The organism is Streptomyces solincola, assembly GCF_002982015.1.
GTDB lineage: Bacteria > Actinomycetota > Actinomycetes > Streptomycetales > Streptomycetaceae > Streptomyces > Streptomyces solincola.
This window is the reverse complement of the sequence record NZ_PVLV01000099.1, coordinates 1-15792: the sequence shown is the minus strand read 5'-3', so window position 1 is coordinate 15792 and position 15792 is coordinate 1. Positions and strand designations below refer to the sequence as shown.

Here is a 15792-nt window from a genome sequence, read left to right as displayed (position 1 = left end):
CACACGCTGTGCGCGCCGCCGGTGGGGCCGTGAGCGGTGGCGTCGGTCAGGCGCTGGCGTTACGCGCCCGGTTGCGGGCGGCGCGGCGCTTCATGGCACGGCGCTCGTCCTCGCTGAGGCCACCCCAGACGCCGGAGTCCTGGCCGGACTCGAGCGCCCACTGCAGGCACTGCTCCATGACGGGGCAGCGACGGCAGACAGCCTTGGCTTCCTCGATCTGCAGCAGCGCGGGACCGGTGTTGCCGATGGGGAAGAACAGCTCGGGGTCTTCCTCACGACATACGGCGTTGTGACGCCAGTCCATGGCTGCTACCTCTCCTTGGTGTTGCTGCATAGTTGCTTGTGAATGTGAACGCTTTCACGAATCCCCCGACAAGGGAAGGGCCGACGGTTGAAGGAACCGTGGAGGTCCTGGGTGTGAGGAGGGATTCTGGCTTTCAGAGGAGGCCGGTGCTGCGGGCCGTCCCGATCGCCATGTAGAGATTCCCAAACCTCGGGAACGGATACAACCCCTTCCGGAAGATTTTTTTTGATTCCTCGGTGTCGGGTAGGTCACAGCCGTACTTCTATGGGGTGGATGCGCGCCCATGCGTTCGAGATAAAGGGCCAATGGCCCTTCTACTCACACAATCACACGCAGTGCACGGCGAACGCCTGTGAACGTCACGCTCGTACGCACCCCGAGGTGGTCTCCGTCCATCTGGAAGGGGAGAGGCGCCTTCGAATGCAAGGCGAAGTCCGTGAGATCCGGGAAGGCCACCGCGTGCTTGCCGTGCGGCCCGCGCTCCGGGGTGGAGGTGAGCAGGTGGGTGGCGTACCGGGCCACCGTCGGGGTGGACAGCCGGTCCAGCCCCAGCACGTCCAGCGCGGTGTCGAAGGAGGCGGTGGGGGAGGCGTACACCGGGCGGTTGCCCAGGTAGGTCCAGGGGGAGGTGTTGCAGACTATCGACAGCGCCAGGCCCTCGACCGGGTCGTGCCCGGGCCGCTCCAGCGAGATGCTGCCGGCTCTGCGGCGCGGCTCGCCCAGGAACTGCCGTATCGCCTGCCGGATGTAGAGCGCGTGGGTGGAGCGCCGGCCGCGCTCGCGCTGCTGCTCGACCCGGCCGATCACCCCGGCGTCGAAGCCGAGGCCGGCGCAGAAGGTGAACCAGCGGGCCGGCACCGACTCGTCCTCGGTGTCCGGCGTCCCGGACGCCAGGCCCAGGCCCACGGTGCGGTCCCGCTTCTCGGCCAAGGCGTCCAGGATGGCCCCGGTCGCCTCCACCGGGTCGTTGGGCAGCCCGAGGGCGCGCGCGAAGACGTTGGTGGAGCCGCCGGGCACCACCGCCAGGTGCGGCAGGCCGTCCGGGTCGGGGCCGTGGTGCAGCAGGCCGTTGACCACCTCGTTGACCGTGCCGTCGCCGCCCAGCGCCACCACCAGGTCGACGTCCCCGGACTCGGCGGCCCGCCGGGCCAGGTCGCGGGCGTGGCCCCGGTGCTCGGTGGACACCGCCTCCAGCTTCATCTCGCTGGCCAGCGCGTGGATCAGCACGTCGCGGGTGCGGGCACTGGTGGTGGTGGCTGCCGGATTGACCACGAGAAGCGCGCGCATGCCCGCCAGGTTACCTACCGCGCGGTACCGATCCCAGGGCCGCCCGGCCCGCCCGGCCTGTGCCGCCGTCCCGGCGGATACGCTTCAGGGGTGAGCAGTGCCGAGCAGAGCCCCGACCAGCAGCCCGCCGCGGACCCGACCGCCGAGCAGGCGACCGACGCCGCCCCCGGCCGCAGCGCCGCCCGGCTGACCGGCGCGGCGGCCATCGCCGGCGCGGAGGCGCTCGCCCTCTTCGCCGGCGGGATCTACCTGCTGGTGACCAGCGTCACCGGGCACCCCGACGGGCTGACCCAGGCGGTCACCGGCGGCGTCACCCTGCTCGCGCTCGGCGTGATCCCGCTGATCGCCGCCCGCGGGCTGCTGCGCCGCCGGAGCTGGAGCCGCGGCCCGGCGGTGGTCACCCAGTTGATGGCGCTGCCGGTGGCCTGGACGCTGCTCCAGGCCGACAGCACCGCCATCCCGGCCGGGATCGTGCTGGCGGCCCTGGCGGTCACCGGGCTGGTGCTGCTGTTTCACCCGTCCACCACCAGGGCGCTGAACATCCGCCCACGCGCCTGAGCGCGCCGGGATCACTCCTCGACGAGCAGCCGTTCCCGCAACTGCGCCAGGGTGCGGGCGAGCAGCCGGGAGACGTGCATCTGCGAGATGCCGACCTCCTGGGCGATCTGCGACTGGGTCATGTTGCCGAAGAACCGCAGCAGCAGGATGCGCTTCTCGCGCGGCGGCAGCCCCTCCAGCAGCGGCTTGAGCGACTCGCGGTACTCCACGCCCTCCAGCGCCTCGTCCTCCGCGCCCAGGGTGTCGGCGACCGCCGGCGACTCGTCGTCGGTGTCCGGCACGTCCAGCGAGAGCGTGGAGTAGGCGTTGGCCGACTCCAGGCCCTCCAGGACCTCCTCCTCCGAGATGCCCAGCCGCTCGGCCAGCTCGTGCACGGTGGGGGAGCGGCCGTGCAACTGCGACAGCTCCGCGGTGGCCGTGGTCAGCGACAGCCGCAGCTCCTGGAGCCGGCGCGGCACCCGCACCGCCCAGCCCTTGTCCCGGAAGTGCCGCTTGATCTCACCGACCACCGTCGGGGTGGCGTACGTGGAGAACTCCACGCCCCGCTCCGGGTCGAACCGGTCCACCGACTTGATCAGCCCGATGGTGGCGACCTGGGTCAGGTCGTCCAGCGGCTCGCCCCGGTTGCGGAACCGCCGGGCCAGGTGCTCCACCAGCGGCAGGTGCATCCGCACCAACTGGTTGCGCAGCTCGGCCCGGGCCGGCGACCCGTCCGGCAGATCCCGCAACTGGAGGAACAGCTCCTTCGCCCCGCCCCGGTCGGCGGCCTGGCGCTCCGCCCGCCCGTCGGCCCGGCCGCGCCGCTGCTGCCGGCCCGGCTCCGCCACGCGCTCGGCCGGCTCCTGCCGGCTCCGCTCGTCCGCCTGCTCGCTCATCGGCTCCGCCCTCCCCCGCCGGTCCGTCCGGGAGGCGACCCCCGGACGCGCCGGCGCGGGCGCGTCGTCGAGGCCGTCCACCGGGTGCGGCCGTGCCTGCTGTTCCGGGATGCCCTCCGGCGAGCTCAGCGCCCGGGGGCCGCGCTCCTCGCGCTCCTCGTCTCGCACCGGACCGTCCCCGTTCCTCACGCCGGCCCGGGACCCGCGCCGCGCTGTTTGTACAGGCTGATGGAGACCGTCCGGTCGTCGGCGACGGACGAGTCGACCTTGCCGGCCAGTGCGGACAGCACCGTCCAGGCGAACGTGTCGCGCTCCGGGGCCCGCCCGTCGGTCGTCGGGGCCGAGACGGTGACGTCCAGCGCGTCGTCGACGAGGCGGAAGACGCAGCTCAGCACCGAGCCGGGCACGGCCTGCTGCAACAGGATCGCGCACGCCTCGTCCACCGCGATGCGCAAGTCCTCGATCTCGTCCAGGGTGAAGTCCAACCGGGCCGCCAGTCCGGCCGTGGCCGTACGCAGCACGGACAGGTAGGCACCCGCAGCGGGCAGCCGGACTTCCACGAAGTCCTGGGTCCCGGGCTCGCCTGCGATCTGGGACACCTTCACCTCCAAGGTGGCACAAGCTCTCTCATGGCCCCGGGGGAGACAGCCCGCCGGGAACCGGTGCGGTACGCGGATATGCGTGACCCGCGTGACGCTATCGCGATCCGTGGTGCCGTGTCGCCAGAGCCCTGCCCCGGCCGTTGTCACTCATGGTAAGCATATGAGTACGCTCTGTGGCTAGGGGTCTGCGGTCACCAATCGCGAGAATCCGGCGGAGGGTTGACGTACCCAGGCGCCGCGCCGCCGAACCGCGGCGGTGCCGGATCGTGACGCCGCACCCACCTTCCGTGCCGGCGCGGGCCGCGCGCCGGCTCACACCAGGGAAGCGTCCGCGAAGCACCAGCGCCAGTCCTCGCCCGGCTCGAAGGTGCGCATCACCGGGTGGCCGGTCTGCTCGAAGTGGGCCGTGGCGTGCTGCCCGGCCGAGGAGTCGCAGCAGCCGACGTGCCCGCACACCAGGCACTTGCGCAACTGCACGGGGTGGGTGCCGGCCGCCCGGCACTCGGGGCAGGTGTCGGTCAGCGGCCCCGGCTCGGGGCGCGGCAGTTCCCCCAGGTGCGCACACTCGATCATGATGGCCAGGTTACGACGGTCGCGGCGACGAGGCCACGGCGGCGGCGAGCGGGGAGAGGGACGGGGCCCATGGACGTACTGCCACTGGTCGCGCTGATCGCGGCCAGCGCCGCGATCGCCGGAGCGGCCCGCCGCACACCCGTCCCCGCGCCGCTGCTGCTGGTCGCGGTCGGCCTGGCCGTCTCCTACGTGCCGGGGGTGCCGGACTACACCCTGGACCCGCACATCGTGCTGCCCCTGCTGCTGCCGCCGCTGCTGCACACGGCCGCGCTGGACTCGTCCTACCTGGACCTGCGGGCCAACATCCGCCCGGTGGCGCTGCTGTCGGTCGGCTACGTGCTGTTCGCCACCGTCGTCGTCGGCTACCTCGCCTACCTGGTGGTGCCCGACCTGCCGCTGACAGCGGCCCTGGTGCTCGGCGCGGTGATCGCCCCGCCGGACGCGGTCGCCGCCACCGCCATCGCCCGCCGGCTCGGACTGCCGCACCGGATCACCACCATCCTCCAGGGCGAGTCGCTGGTGAACGACGCCACCGCGATCACCGCCTTCAAGGTGGCGCTGGCCGCCGCCGTCGGCGAGGGCGTGAGCTGGGCCGGCGGCATCGCCGAGTTCGCCCTCGCCGCGCTCGGCGGCGTCGGCGTCGGCCTGGTGCTGATGGTGCCGATCCACTGGCTGCGCCGGAAGCTGCGCGACCCGCTGCTGAAGAACACCCTCTCGCTGCTGATCCCGTTCGTCGCCTACGCCGTCGCCGAGCGGGTGCACGCCTCCGGGGTGCTGGCCGTGGTGGTCGTCGCCCTCTACCTCGGCCACCGCTCCTGGCAGGTGGACTTCGCCACCCGCATCCAGGAGGAGGCGGTGTGGAAGGTGGTCGCCTTCGTGCTGGAGTCCTCCGTCTTCGCGCTGATCGGACTCCAGCTCGCCTACGTCGTACGGGGCCTGGGGGCGTACGGCGTCGGCGAGGCCGCCTGGTACGCGCTGGCCGTCTTCCTGGCGGTGGTCGTCGTCCGGTTCATCTGGGTCTTCCCCGTCACCTACCTGATCCGGGTGCTCTCCCCGACCCTGCGCGAGCGCCGCTCCGAGCTGCCGTGGACCTCGCCCATCGTGCTCTCCTGGGCCGGGATGCGCGGCGTGGTGTCGCTGGCCATCGCCTTCTCCATCCCGGTCACCGCCGGCGGGGAGCCGTTCCCGGCCCGCAACCTGGTGCTCTTCCTGACCTTCACCACCGTCATCGGCACCCTGGTGGTGCAGGGGCTCACCCTGCCGCCGCTGATCCGGCTGCTGAAGCTGCCCGGCCGCAACGCGCAGGCCGAGACGCTGGCCGAGGCGCAGGCCCAGAGCCAGGCGTCCGCCGCCTCCCAGCGGAAGCTGGACGAACTCCTCGCCGACGAGCGCAACACCCTGCCCGGGCCGCTCGCCGACCGGCTGCGCGCGGTGCTGGAGCGCCGCCGCAACGCGGTCTGGGAGCGCCTCGGCGCGGTCAACGAGATCACCGGGGAGTCCGCCGACGACACCTACCGGCGGCTGGCCGGCGAGATGATCGAGACCGAGCGGGAGGTGTTCGTGAAGCTGCGCGACGCACGGCGGATCGACGACGAGATGATGCGCACCCTGCTGCGCAAGCTGGATCTGGAGGAGGCCGCCGCCTACCGCGAGGCCGGCGGCGCGGCCTGATCCGGCGGCTCCGCGCCCGGGTCGCGCGGGCCGCCCGGGTCGCCGGGGCCCGGCGACCCGGTGACCACGGCGGCCACGGTGGAACCGGCGGGGAACGCGCCCTCGTCCGCCAGCACCGTCAACCCGTACAGCATTTTGGCCACATACAGCCGTTCCACGGGCAGGCCGTGCCGGGCGGCGAAGTCGTCGGCGAAGGCGTGCAGGGCCGGGGTGGTCCGCCCGTAGCCGCCGTGGTGGAACCGCTCGTCCAGGCTCCAGACGCCCGCCGGGCCGCCGAACGCCGCCCGCTGGAGCGCGCGGACCTCGCCGCCCAGGAAGCCGCCGCGCAGCACCGGTACGCCGAGCGCCCGCTGCCCGGGCCCCAGGCCGGCGGCCAGCCCGGCCAGCGTGCCGCCGGTGCCGCAGGCCACCGCGACCACGTCGGCCCGGCCGCGCAGCTCCCGGCCCAGCTCGGCGCAGCCGCGCGCGGCGAGCGCGTTGCTGCCGCCCTCGGGCACCACCGTGCTGCCCTCCGGCGCCTGGCCGAGCAGCTCGGCCAGCACCGCCGGATCGTCCTTGGCCCGGTAGGTCGCGCGGTCCACGAACAGCAGCCGCATCCCGTCGGCGGCGCACCGGGCCAGCGACGGGTTGAGCGGCCGGCCGGCCAGCTCGTCGCCGCGCACCACGCCGGTCGTGGAGAAGCCCAGCAGCCGGCCGGCCGCGGCCACCGCCCGCAGGTGGTTGGAGTAGGCCCCGCCGAAGGTGAGCACCGGACGCCCCGCCGCGGCGGTGAGGTTGGGGGCCAGTTTGCGCCACTTGTTGCCGGGCAGCGCGGGGTGGATCAGATCGTCCCGCTTCAGCAGCAGCCGTACGCCGTGCCGGGCGAAACGCTCGTCCGCGGCCTCCGTCAGCGGGGACGGCAGGGCGGGGCGGAGCGCGGCGGGGTCGGTCACCCGCCCATTGTCCCGCCCCGCCCCGCGGCGCCGGGCGGTCAGCCCAGCCGGCGGCCGATCCGGCCGCGCATGGTGTTCATGGAGAAGCCGCGCGGGTCGATCTTCCCGGGCTGCCACTCCAGGTGGCCGATCACCGACCGCTCGTTCCAGCCGTGCCAGCGGCAGACCGCGGCGGCGGCCTTCTCGATGGCCAGCAACTGCGCCTCCGGCCAGGGGTCCTGGCCGTCGCCGAGGTTCTCGCACTCGAAGCCGTAGAAGTGCCGGTTGCCGTCGGTGTTGGACTCGTTGTCCGCCGGCAGGGACGTCTCGGCGATGACGGCCCGCAGCACGTCGTCGTCGCCGAGCCCGGCGTGGTTGGCGCGGCCGTAGCCGACCAGGTGGACCCTGCCGTCCTTGGTGATGACCCCGTGGCACAGCGGCCCGGGCAGTCCGGCGTAGCCGTCCCGGCAGATCCGCACGGTGGCGGCGGAGCCCCTGGTGACGGTGTGGTGGATCATCACGCCGTGCACGGGCCCCCAGGGGCCCTTGTGGTTGCGGTTGTGGGTGCGCCAGGAGCCGACCTGGACGACGGTGAGCCCCTCGTCCTGTAGGGCGTCGAGGAACGAACTCGCGGACATGGGTGTGGCCATGACCGCCTCCTTACGTGAGCGACCGTGGGGGAGCGGATCGGAAGGTGGTACGGACGGCGCCCGGCCGTGTCTCGACCGCGTCGGGCCCCGGGGACGGGGGGCAGGCGGTGAGGGCGGCGGAACCGGTGCTGCCGGTACCGGTTCCCTACCCGTTCGAACACCCTCCGTCCCCAATCGTGCGCAGAGCGTCCACGACGGCGAAAGGTTTCGGCCATCGCCCGCGAGGGGTTCCCGGGCTGGGCCGGCCGGGTGAGGGACAGGCATGTTGCCCCGCCGCTCACGTCTTCATTCCCACTCCTTCGTGTAATGGCGCCGTCACCCGACGCGCTGACAGGCTCGTCCCCGTAGGTCGCCCAGTGATCTCCCGGTCGTCGGCGGCCCGTGCAGAGAAGCAGTGGGCGGACCGGCAGGGTCCGACAGGGTCGAGGGGAACAGTTCATGACGGTTGGTTCGGTCGATACGACGGGTTCGGTCGGCGGCGGCGAGACCGGCGGCGGGCAGGGATCCGCACAGCAGAGTCTCGGCACCGCCGCGGCCAGGAACCTGGCGACCACCACCAAGTCCGTGCCGCAGATGCAGGAGATCACCTCCCGCTGGCTGCTCAAGATGCTCCCCTGGGTGCAGGTCCAAGGCGGCGCGTACCGGGTGAACCGGCGGCTCAGCTACGCGGTCGGCGACGGGCGGGTCACCTTCGTGCAGACCGGAGACCGGGTCGCGGTCATCCCGGCCGAGCTGCGCGAACTGCCCGCGCTGCGCGGCTACGAGGACCAGGCGGCGCTCGACGAGCTGGCGCAGCGCTGCACGCAGCAGGAGTTCGCGCCCGGCGACGTCATCGCCCGGGAGGGCGAGAGCGTCGACCGGGTGTACCTGCTGGCGCACGGCCGGGTCGAGCGGATCGGGACCGGACCGTACGGGGACGAGGCGGTGCTCGGCGTCCTCGCCGACGGCGCCTACTTCGGCGACACGGCGCTGACCAGCGCGGACGGCACCTGGGAGGCGACCGTGCGGGCCGCCACCCGGTGCACCGTCCTGGAGCTCACCCACGCCGACGTGCGCAACCTCGCCGAGCGGGCGGCGTCCCTGGCCGGCCACCTGGAGCAGCAGAGCGCCCTCCCGCACCAGCGCACCAACAGCCACGGCGAGAAGGCCATCGACCTGTCCGCCGGCCATGTCGGCGAGGCGGTCATCCCGAACACCTACGTGGACTACGAGGCCGCCCCGCGCGAGTACGAACTGAGCGTCGCGCAGACCGTCCTGAAGGTGCACAGCCGGGTCGCCGACCTCTACAACCACCCGATGAACCAGACCGAGCAGCAGCTCAGGCTCACCGTCGAGGCGCTGCGCGAGCGCCAGGAGCACGAGCTGATCAACAACCCGCAGTTCGGGCTGCTCGCCAACTGCGACTACGGGCAGCGGCTCCAGCCGCACGACGGGGCGCCCAGCCCGGACGACATGGACGAACTGCTCTCCCGGCGGCGCGGCAACAAGATGTTCCTCGCCCACCCCAAGGCCATCGCCGCCTTCGGCCGCGAGTGCAACCGGCGCGGCCTGGTGCCCGAGTCCGTCGACGTCGGCGGGCACCGCATCCCGACCTGGCGCGGGGTGCCGATCTTCCCGTGCAACAAGATCCCGGTCTCCGACGCCCGCACCACCTCCATCCTGTGCCTGCGCACCGGCGAGGACGAGCAGGGCGTCGTCGGGCTGCACCAGACCGGCATCCCCGACGAGATCGAACCCAGCCTGTCCGTCCGCTTCATGGGCATCGACGAGCAGGCGATCATCTCCTACCTGGTCACCGCCTACTACTCGGCCGCCGTCCTGGTCCCGGACGCCCTGGGCGTCCTGGAGAACGTCGAGGTCAGCCGCTGGCGCTGAGCGCCGGACCGCGGCGGGGCGCACAGCCGGCGCCCCGCCCGCCGGACCGGGCCGCCCCCTCCCGTACCGCTGAGGAGAAGACCGTGACCATGACCACCCCGGCGGACGCCGTGACCGGGGACGACGGGCGGGGAGCCGCCGGGCTCCTGGACCGCACCCGCGGCGCGGTGGGCCCCGAACTGCGGGCCGTCGTGGAGACGCTGCCCCCGCCGGTGCGGCGGATCGCGCTCTACCACCTGGGCTGGACCCAGCCCGACGGGAGCCCGGAGACCGGGCCGCCCGTCGGCAAGGCGATCCGGCCCGCCCTGGTGCTCGCCGCCGCCCGGGCCCTCGGCGGGGACCCGCGCGCCGCCGTGCGCGCGGCCGCCGCCGTGGAGCTGGCGCACAACTTCACGCTGCTGCACGACGACATCGTGGACCAGGACGCCACCCGGCGCGGCCGGGCAACCGCCTGGGCGGTGTTCGGCATACCGGACGCGCTGATCGCCGGCGACGCCATGCTGGCGCTGGCGCTGCGGATGCTCGCCGAGGGCCCGCACCCGGCCGCGCCCGCCGCCTCCGGCCGCCTCGCCGACTGCGTCATCGAGCTGTGCGCCGGCCAGCAGGACGACTGCGCCTTCGAGGACCGCGCCCCCGACGAGGTCACCCTGGACGAGTGCCTGGCCATGGCGACCGCCAAGACCGGCGCGCTGCTCGGCTGCTCCTGCGCCGTCGGCGCGCTGTTCGCCGGCGCCGGCCCCGACGACGTCGCCGCGCTGGACGCCTTCGGGCGGGAGGCCGGGCTCGCCTTCCAGCTCATCGACGACCTGATCGGCATCTGGGGCGACCCGGCCCGCACCGGCAAGCCCGCCGGCGCGGACCTGGCCGCGCACAAGAAGTCCCTGCCGGTGGTCGCCGCGCTGCGCTCGGGGACGCCGGCCGGACGGGAGCTGGCCGAGCTGTACGCCCGGCCCTCGCTCGGCCCGGACGGCGTGCGGCGGGCGGCCGACGCGGTCGAACGGGCCGGCGGCCGGGACTGGGCGCAGGCGGAGGCGGCCGACCGGATGGCGCTCGCCGTCCACCAGCTCTCCCGGGCGGTGCCGGACCTCACCGCCGCGGGCGACCTGCTGGCGCTCGCCGAGTACGTCACCCGCCGCACCCGCTGAACCCGTCCGCGGCGGTCTCACCCGTCCAGTAGGGTCGTTGACCCAGTGTCACCGAGGCGACGGCGCCGAGGTGGCTCGGACCCACGGCCCGGAGGCCCCCTCGTGCGCAAGCTCGTCTACCTCATCGCCTGTTCGCTGGACGGCTTCATCGGGGACGTCGGCGGCGACGCCACCTCGATGCAGGCGTTCACGACCGGTGACTACCTCGACTGGCTGACCGCCGAGTACCCGGACACCCTGCCGTCGGCCTACCGGGCGATGAACGGCCTGGAGGACCTGCCGCTGAAGCGGTTCGACACGGTCATCCAGGGCCGCGGCAGCTACCAGGTCGGGCTGGACCTGGGGATCACCAGCCCGTACGGGCACCTGCGCGAGATCGTCGCCTCGCGCAGCCTTGCCCGGTCCCCGCACCCGAACGTCGAGCTGGTCCGCGAGGACCTGCCCGGCCGGGTGCGCGAACTGAAGGCGGAGGACGGCCCGCTGGACGTCTGGCTGTGCGGCGGCGCGGAGGTCGCCGGCCTGCTGCTGGACGAGATCGACGAACTGGTCATCAAGACCTACCCGCAGGTGTACGGCTCCGGCATGCCGATGTTCGGCGCGGTCTTCTCCGTCACCGACTTCGCGCTGGACGACGTGAAGACCTTCGCCAACGGCGTGATGGTGCGCACCTACCAGCGCAAGCGCTGACCGCGAGCCGCCGACCGCCGCCCGCGAGCCGCCGACCGCCGCCCGCGAGCCGCCGACCGCCGCCCGCGAGCCGCTGACCGCCGGCCGGGGACAACCGGTCCGAGAACGGCTGAAGTCCGGCGGCCGGGACCACCGCCCGCGCACCGGGGCCCGCCGTACCGCTACAGTCCGCGCCATGTCATCGGAGTCGACGGAAGTCCGGACCGGCTGGTACCGGGACCGCCGCGGCGCGGAAGCGGTCGCGGTCACGGCGGAGAGCGGGCGGCGCACCGCCGTCCGGGTCAGGGGCGTGGAATACGCGGGCACGAGGCTCGACGCGCTCACCGCGGCCGAGGCGGACGGCGGACTGCCGCTGGCCGACTGCGTACTGGAGTGGGACCTGCCGCTGCCGGTGGCGCTCGCCGACGGCTCGGTCCAGCCCGCCACCCTGTGCTGCCTGCTGGCGCTGGGCGAGCCGGCGTCCGACGGCACTCCCGAGCGGGTGGACCTCCAGTTGACCCTGCACTGGGGCGGCGCGGCCTACGAGTCCGGCCTGGCCGGCGGCGACTTCGAGCAGGCCCTGGACCGCGTCCGCCGTCAACTGCCGCCTGGCACGCGCTTCGAGCGGGCCGGCGCACCGGCGGCCGCGTCCGTCTGACCCGGTTGCAGGGAGCGCACGCACCGGAGCACCGGGCCGCGAGGGGCTCCGGTGCTCCGGTGTGTCACGGGCGGTCAGCCGGCCGCCGGCCGGCCGCCCGCCGAGGTGCGGGTCAGCCGACCTTGGCGGCCTTGGCGGCGGACGCCAGGCCGTTCGCCCAGAGCTGGTTGACCCGGGAGCGCTCGCGCGAGTCCGGGACGGCGTTGGTGCAGGACGGGCCGGGGCCGCCGCCGGACATGAGCTGGCTGCACGGGCCGGAGTAGGTGTCCGGCAGGCCCAGCACGTGGCCGGTCTCGTGCGCGGTGACCCGGTTGGAGTTGTACTGCTGGTTCTGCCGGTAGTCCAGGAAGATGTAGCCCCGGCCGTGCCCGTCGGTGGACGCGTACGAGCCGCGCGAGTCGTTGCCCTCGTAGTAGCGGAAGTCCGGGCTGGAGCTGGACTCCTGGAGCTGCACGTTGGTGACCGAGCTGTTCCAGATCCTGGTGGAGTTGGCTATCTGGCTGCGGAAGCTCGGGGCGTTGGCGGTCGAGTAGCGCACGGTGACGGCCAGCGCGGCCGGGTTGGCGGCCCGCTTCTCGGCGACCGACTTCATCACCGCGTCGAAGAACGCCTTGTTCGCCTTCGCCTCCTCGCCCGAGCCGTTGTAGGCGGCGAACGCGGCGGTGGGCGCGGCAGGTGCGGGTGCGGCGACGGCGGCCGACGGCACGGCGGCGATCGCGGCGACGAGGCCCAGGGCGGCGGCCAGCCCGGCCTTGGTGTGCTTCATGGGGGGCTCCTTGGGGGGAATGCCGGAACGGTTGGGTAGGCCGTCCGGTCAGCCATGAGTCTCGGGGAAACCTGGCCCCCCACGGATGATGCCAACGGGTGATAACCCCGGCGTATCACCGCTCCCGACTCCCTTGCCGTGTCTGGTGTGGCGCGCGGTGCCAGCCCTACTCTGCGGGCATGGAACTGGAGGTGAGGCACCTTCGGGCGCTGTGCGCCATCGCGGACACCGGCAGCCTGCACAAGGCGGCCCGGCAGCTCGGCGTCAGCCAGCCGTCGCTGACGACGCAGCTCCGGCGCATCGAGCACGCGCTGGGCGCCGAGCTGTTCGCCCGCGCCCGGGGCGGCTGCCGGCCCACCCCGCTGGGGCTGGCCGTCCTCAGCCGGGCCCGCCCGCTGGTCGCGCAGATGGCCGCGCTGGTCATCGAGACCCGGGCGGCGGCCGCCTGCCCGGACGGGGCGCTGCTGCGGGTCGGCTCCACCGCCAGCCGCGCGCTGGCGAGCTGGCTGCGCAAGCTGCGGCAACGGCTGCCCGGCACCGACATCACCCTGCACATGGACGTCTCCGCCAACGCCCTGCTGCGGGCGCTGGCCGCCGGCCAGCTCGACGTGGCCTTCGTGCACGAGGTGGAGGGCTGCCCGCTGCGGGTGCCGGAGGGCCTGGAGCGGCACGTGCTGGTCGAACGCGAGCCGCAGTTCGTGTCCATGGCGCTGGACCACCCGGCCGCGTCCTCGCCGGTCGTGGACCTCGCCGACCTCGCGGGCGACCGCTGGATGGTCGACCCCACCGTGGACGGCGAGTGGGACGGGCTGCGCCGGGTGCTGGACGAGGCCGGCATCGACCCGCCCATCCTGCACGCCGACTACCACACCGCGACCTCGCTGATCGTCGCCGGCGAGGCCGTCGCCCCCTGCCAGCCCACCTCCGGCCCGCGCGACGACATGGCGATCCGCCCGTTACTCGGCGACCCGCTGGGCGTACGGCTGCTGCTGTACGGAAGACCCGGCTTCCCCGCCGGCCCGGCCGTCCACGCCGAACTCGTCGCCGCCTACCGGGAGGCGGCCCTGCGCGCCCGCGCCTACCGGCAGTGGCTGCGCTGCCACGGCAGCCCGCTGATCAAGGCCGCCTGAGAGGAGCGGACCCGCTCACCGCTCGCGCAGGGCCGCCAGGGCCGTGCGCGTCTCCTGCTCCAGCAGCTCCCGCAGCTCGCCGCGGGAAGGCACTTCGCCGTCGTCGTCGGAGCCGTACCAGCTCCAGGACAGCTCCAGGGTGAACCAGCCGTCCCGGACCGCCAGGGACATGCTGTCCAGCTCCTTGTCGCCGGTGGCGGTGTCCTTCTGCGTCGACGTCGTCACATACGCCTCGTCGCCGAGGCCGCGCACCGGCTCCGTCTCGTAGGTGCGGTCGCCGTCCGACCGGTCCTCGGAGGCGGCCTGAAGCGAGGCGAACTCGCCCGCCGGGTCGGAGCCCTTGTGCCAGTTCGCGTACGCGGAGACATAGCCGTCGGCGAACTCCTTGTCCTCCGCGTCCCTGTCGTTGATGCCGCGGCTGCACGAGCTCTGGTCGATGCCCTTCTGCCGGGAGTCGAACCCGTCGTCGTCCTCCAGGTCCTGGAAGTCGTAGCGCTCCTCGAAGCCGTCGAAGGGCAGCGTCCCGCACAGGTCCGAGGCGAAGCGGTGCCCGCCGAACTCCGGTCTGGGACCGCCCAGCACCCCGAAGCCGAACAGCGCCGCCGCCCACACCGCGGACGCCACCACCGCGCCGCCCGCGCCCCACAGCCACCCGGGGGCGCGGCGGCCGCCGGGCGGCGGGGCCCCGGGCGCGCCCGGCGGTATCGGCGGGTGGCCGCCGTCCGGTCCGGGCCGGCCGGGCACCTGCCCGAGGGGCTGCGTGTAGGGGTTGTGCGGCGCGGGCACGCCGGGCTGGTGGGGGCCGGGCGGATAGGGCGGCGGAGGTGTCGACATGGCTCGACGTTACCCTCCGGACACGCTGCGCATGCGCCAACGCCCGCCCCCTGGACGGCCGGTGGCCGCGCGGCGCGGGTTTCTGTGGACGGCGGCCTTCCGCCGCGAGGACTGATCCACGACGGGTGATCATCCCCGGCCCTCCCCGGCGCACGGCCGGTGCGCGGCCGGTACGCCGACGGGGCCCGTCCTGTGTCGGACGGGCCCCGTGCGGTCGGGTGGCGCGGCAGGTCAGCCCTGCTTGGTCTCCCAGAAGATCTTGTCGACCTGGGCGATGTAGTCCAGCGCCTTCTGGCCGGTGGCCGGGTCCTTCGAGCCCTTGGCGGCCGAGAGGGCCTTGAGGGTGTCGTTGACGAGCTGGTGCAGCTCCGGGTACTTCTCGAAGTGCGGCGGCTTGAAGTAGTCGCTCCACAGCACCGAGACATGGTGCTTGGCCAGCTCCGCGCGCTCCTCCTTGATGGTGGTGGCACGGGCCTGGAAGTGCGGGTCGTCGTTGCCGGCCATCTTGTCCTGGATGGCCTTGACCGACTCGGCCTCGATACGGGCCTGGGCAGGGTCGTACACGCCGCAGGGGAGGTCGCAGTGCGCGCTGACCTTCACCGTGGGGGCGAACAGGCGGGAAAGCATGGTGCCGTCCTTCCTCGTGATCGTCTTCTCAGGTGGGACATTACTCCCTGAGGCGGCGCTTTTCTCGGGTGCCCCCGCGCGCTTACGACAAAAGTCCAGGGTGAGGATGGGACCGGTGGAGGATGATCCGAGGCGCGGAACAGGACGTGAGGGAGCGGGGCCGATGAGCGGGCGGCGCGGGGGCGGCGGGGGCCCGGTGTTCGGGCTGGCCGAGGTGGCGGGGCCCTCGATGGTGCCCACCCTGCTGCACGGCGACAGACTGCTGGTGCACTACGGGGCGCCGCTGCGCGCCGGGGACGTGGCGGTGCTGCGCCACCCGCTCCAGCAGGACCTGCTGATCGTGAAGCGGCTGGCGGACTGGCGGCCCGGCGGCTGGTGGGTGCTGGGCGACAGCGAGGCCGCCGACGGCACCGACAGCCGCGCCTTCGGCCCCGTGCCGGAGGAGCTGGTCCTCGGGCGGGTGCGGGCCCGCTACCGGGGGATGCGGCCGGGGCGTCAGCGCTCGATCGGCGCGGTGGCCTCCTGGCTGGCGACGGCGGTGCGGCCGGTGTCCTCCGGCCCGCCGGCCTCGCGGCGCTTGCGGGCCCGGTAGGCGGCGACGTTGGCCCGGGTCGCGCACCGGTCCGAGCAGTAGCGGCGGGGGGGGGTGGGGGGGGGGGG

18 protein-coding genes and 1 pseudogene are annotated in these 15792 nt (G+C 73.8%); 8 read left to right on the top strand and 11 right to left on the bottom strand.

The window, feature by feature from the left end:
* Positions 1–46: 46 nt before the first annotated feature.
* Both C6N75_RS07755 and C6N75_RS07750 read right to left on the bottom strand, forming a co-directional pair.
* Positions 47–304 carry a WhiB family transcriptional regulator gene (locus tag C6N75_RS07755; protein WP_003953983.1) on the bottom strand — a complete coding sequence of 86 codons (258 nt, stop codon included), beginning with the start codon at positions 302–304 and terminating at the stop codon, positions 47–49.
* 318 nt (positions 305–622) lie between these two features.
* Positions 623–1591: a diacylglycerol/lipid kinase family protein gene (locus tag C6N75_RS07750; protein WP_105868108.1), complete on the bottom strand. Its 969-nt coding sequence runs from the start codon at positions 1589–1591 to the stop codon at positions 623–625.
* Between the two features lie 90 nt (positions 1592–1681).
* Here C6N75_RS07750 and C6N75_RS07745 point away from each other — a divergent pair, with 90 nt between their 5' ends.
* Positions 1682–2149, top strand: coding sequence for a hypothetical protein (locus tag C6N75_RS07745; protein ID WP_407703204.1), 468 nt, complete (start codon positions 1682–1684; stop codon positions 2147–2149).
* An 11-nt stretch (positions 2150–2160) separates the two neighbouring features.
* On the opposite strand, the gene C6N75_RS07740 is transcribed toward C6N75_RS07745, so the two are convergent.
* The 3 genes from C6N75_RS07740 to C6N75_RS07730 form a co-directional block, all read right to left on the bottom strand.
* On the bottom strand, positions 2161–3213 hold the full coding sequence (locus C6N75_RS07740) for an RNA polymerase sigma factor SigF (protein ID WP_105868107.1): 1053 nt from the start codon (positions 3211–3213) through the stop codon (positions 2161–2163).
* Positions 3210–3623, bottom strand: coding sequence for an ATP-binding protein (locus C6N75_RS07735; protein WP_105868145.1), 414 nt, complete (start codon positions 3621–3623; stop codon positions 3210–3212). The genes C6N75_RS07740 and C6N75_RS07735 overlap by 4 nt, the downstream gene beginning before the upstream one ends.
* A 315-nt stretch (positions 3624–3938) precedes the next feature.
* Entirely contained in the window at positions 3939–4199 is a 261-nt protein-coding gene (locus tag C6N75_RS07730) for a UBP-type zinc finger domain-containing protein (RefSeq protein WP_105868106.1), read from the bottom strand.
* 69 nt (positions 4200–4268) lie between these two features.
* Between C6N75_RS07730 and C6N75_RS07725 the strand changes: the two genes are divergently transcribed.
* On the top strand, positions 4269–5870 hold the full coding sequence (locus C6N75_RS07725; RefSeq protein WP_105868105.1) for a Na+/H+ antiporter: 1602 nt from the start codon (positions 4269–4271) through the stop codon (positions 5868–5870).
* Here C6N75_RS07725 and C6N75_RS07720 read toward each other — a convergent pair.
* Both C6N75_RS07720 and C6N75_RS07715 read right to left on the bottom strand, forming a co-directional pair.
* The gene (locus tag C6N75_RS07720; protein WP_105868104.1) at positions 5843–6802 is read right to left on the bottom strand and encodes a 1-aminocyclopropane-1-carboxylate deaminase/D-cysteine desulfhydrase; all 960 of its coding nucleotides are present in this window, start codon (positions 6800–6802) and stop codon (positions 5843–5845) included. The two genes, C6N75_RS07725 and C6N75_RS07720, sit on opposite strands and share 28 nt — an antisense overlap.
* A 38-nt stretch (positions 6803–6840) precedes the next feature.
* Positions 6841–7431, bottom strand: a complete 591-nt coding sequence (locus tag C6N75_RS07715; protein WP_181160391.1) for an N-acetylmuramoyl-L-alanine amidase — start codon at positions 7429–7431, stop codon at positions 6841–6843.
* A gap of 438 nt (positions 7432–7869) precedes the next feature.
* Between C6N75_RS07715 and C6N75_RS07710 the strand changes: the two genes are divergently transcribed.
* The 4 genes from C6N75_RS07710 (at position 7870) to C6N75_RS07695 (ending at position 11775) form a co-directional block, all read left to right on the top strand.
* On the top strand, positions 7870–9306 hold the full coding sequence (locus C6N75_RS07710; RefSeq protein WP_105868102.1) for a family 2B encapsulin nanocompartment shell protein: 1437 nt from the start codon (positions 7870–7872) through the stop codon (positions 9304–9306).
* A gap of 89 nt (positions 9307–9395) precedes the next feature.
* Positions 9396–10451, top strand: coding sequence for a family 2 encapsulin nanocompartment cargo protein polyprenyl transferase (locus tag C6N75_RS07705; RefSeq protein ID WP_105868144.1), 1056 nt, complete (start codon positions 9396–9398; stop codon positions 10449–10451).
* Positions 10452–10553: 102 nt separating this feature from the next.
* Complete coding sequence (locus C6N75_RS07700; RefSeq protein WP_105868101.1) at positions 10554–11138, top strand: dihydrofolate reductase family protein; 585 nt, start codon at positions 10554–10556, stop codon at positions 11136–11138.
* A gap of 175 nt (positions 11139–11313) precedes the next feature.
* Complete coding sequence (locus C6N75_RS07695) at positions 11314–11775, top strand: DUF6304 family protein (protein WP_105868100.1); 462 nt, start codon at positions 11314–11316, stop codon at positions 11773–11775.
* A gap of 112 nt (positions 11776–11887) precedes the next feature.
* Here the strand turns inward: C6N75_RS07695 and snpA are convergent, their stop codons facing one another.
* A complete protein-coding gene (snpA, locus tag C6N75_RS07690) occupies positions 11888–12541 on the bottom strand; it encodes a snapalysin (RefSeq protein ID WP_105868099.1) in 654 nt (217 codons plus the stop codon).
* 179 nt (positions 12542–12720) lie between these two features.
* On the opposite strand from snpA, the gene C6N75_RS07685 reads away from it, so the two are divergent.
* Complete coding sequence (locus C6N75_RS07685; protein ID WP_105868098.1) at positions 12721–13671, top strand: LysR family transcriptional regulator; 951 nt, start codon at positions 12721–12723, stop codon at positions 13669–13671.
* Between the two features lie 15 nt (positions 13672–13686).
* Here C6N75_RS07685 and C6N75_RS07680 read toward each other — a convergent pair whose 3' ends face one another.
* Positions 13687–14505, bottom strand: a complete 819-nt coding sequence (locus C6N75_RS07680) for a hypothetical protein (RefSeq protein WP_105868097.1) — start codon at positions 14503–14505, stop codon at positions 13687–13689.
* 231 nt (positions 14506–14736) lie between these two features.
* Entirely contained in the window at positions 14737–15132 is a 396-nt protein-coding gene (gene sodN, locus C6N75_RS07675; RefSeq protein WP_105868096.1) for a superoxide dismutase, Ni, read from the bottom strand.
* Here sodN and sodX point away from each other — a divergent pair.
* Positions 15020–15586, top strand: a pseudogene (sodX, locus tag C6N75_RS32075) (nickel-type superoxide dismutase maturation protease); the annotation flags it as partial. The gene sodN and the pseudogene sodX sit on opposite strands and share 113 nt — an antisense overlap.
* A gap of 41 nt (positions 15587–15627) precedes the next feature.
* Here sodX and C6N75_RS32070 read toward each other — a convergent pair.
* The coding region (locus tag C6N75_RS32070) for a CGNR zinc finger domain-containing protein (RefSeq protein WP_322888035.1) at positions 15628–15792 on the bottom strand (165 nt) is incomplete at its 5' end.

Coding starts and splice junctions, on each gene's coding strand:
- C6N75_RS07705 (WP_105868144.1), top strand. CDS start 9,396: ATGACCACCCCGGCGGACGCCGTGACCGGGGACGACGGGCGGGGAGCC.
- C6N75_RS07730 (WP_105868106.1), bottom strand. CDS start 4,199: ATGATCGAGTGTGCGCACCTGGGGGAACTGCCGCGCCCCGAGCCGGGG.
- C6N75_RS07710 (WP_105868102.1), top strand. CDS start 7,870: ATGACGGTTGGTTCGGTCGATACGACGGGTTCGGTCGGCGGCGGCGAG.
- C6N75_RS07680 (WP_105868097.1), bottom strand. CDS start 14,505: ATGTCGACACCTCCGCCGCCCTATCCGCCCGGCCCCCACCAGCCCGGC.
- C6N75_RS07715 (WP_181160391.1), bottom strand. CDS start 7,431: ATGGCCACACCCATGTCCGCGAGTTCGTTCCTCGACGCCCTACAGGAC.
- C6N75_RS07725 (WP_105868105.1), top strand. CDS start 4,269: ATGGACGTACTGCCACTGGTCGCGCTGATCGCGGCCAGCGCCGCGATC.
- C6N75_RS07750 (WP_105868108.1), bottom strand. CDS start 1,591: ATGCGCGCGCTTCTCGTGGTCAATCCGGCAGCCACCACCACCAGTGCC.
- snpA (WP_105868099.1), bottom strand. CDS start 12,541: ATGAAGCACACCAAGGCCGGGCTGGCCGCCGCCCTGGGCCTCGTCGCC.
- C6N75_RS07755 (WP_003953983.1), bottom strand. CDS start 304: ATGGACTGGCGTCACAACGCCGTATGTCGTGAGGAAGACCCCGAGCTG.
- C6N75_RS07695 (WP_105868100.1), top strand. CDS start 11,314: ATGTCATCGGAGTCGACGGAAGTCCGGACCGGCTGGTACCGGGACCGC.
- sodN (WP_105868096.1), bottom strand. CDS start 15,132: ATGCTTTCCCGCCTGTTCGCCCCCACGGTGAAGGTCAGCGCGCACTGC.
- C6N75_RS07685 (WP_105868098.1), top strand. CDS start 12,721: ATGGAACTGGAGGTGAGGCACCTTCGGGCGCTGTGCGCCATCGCGGAC.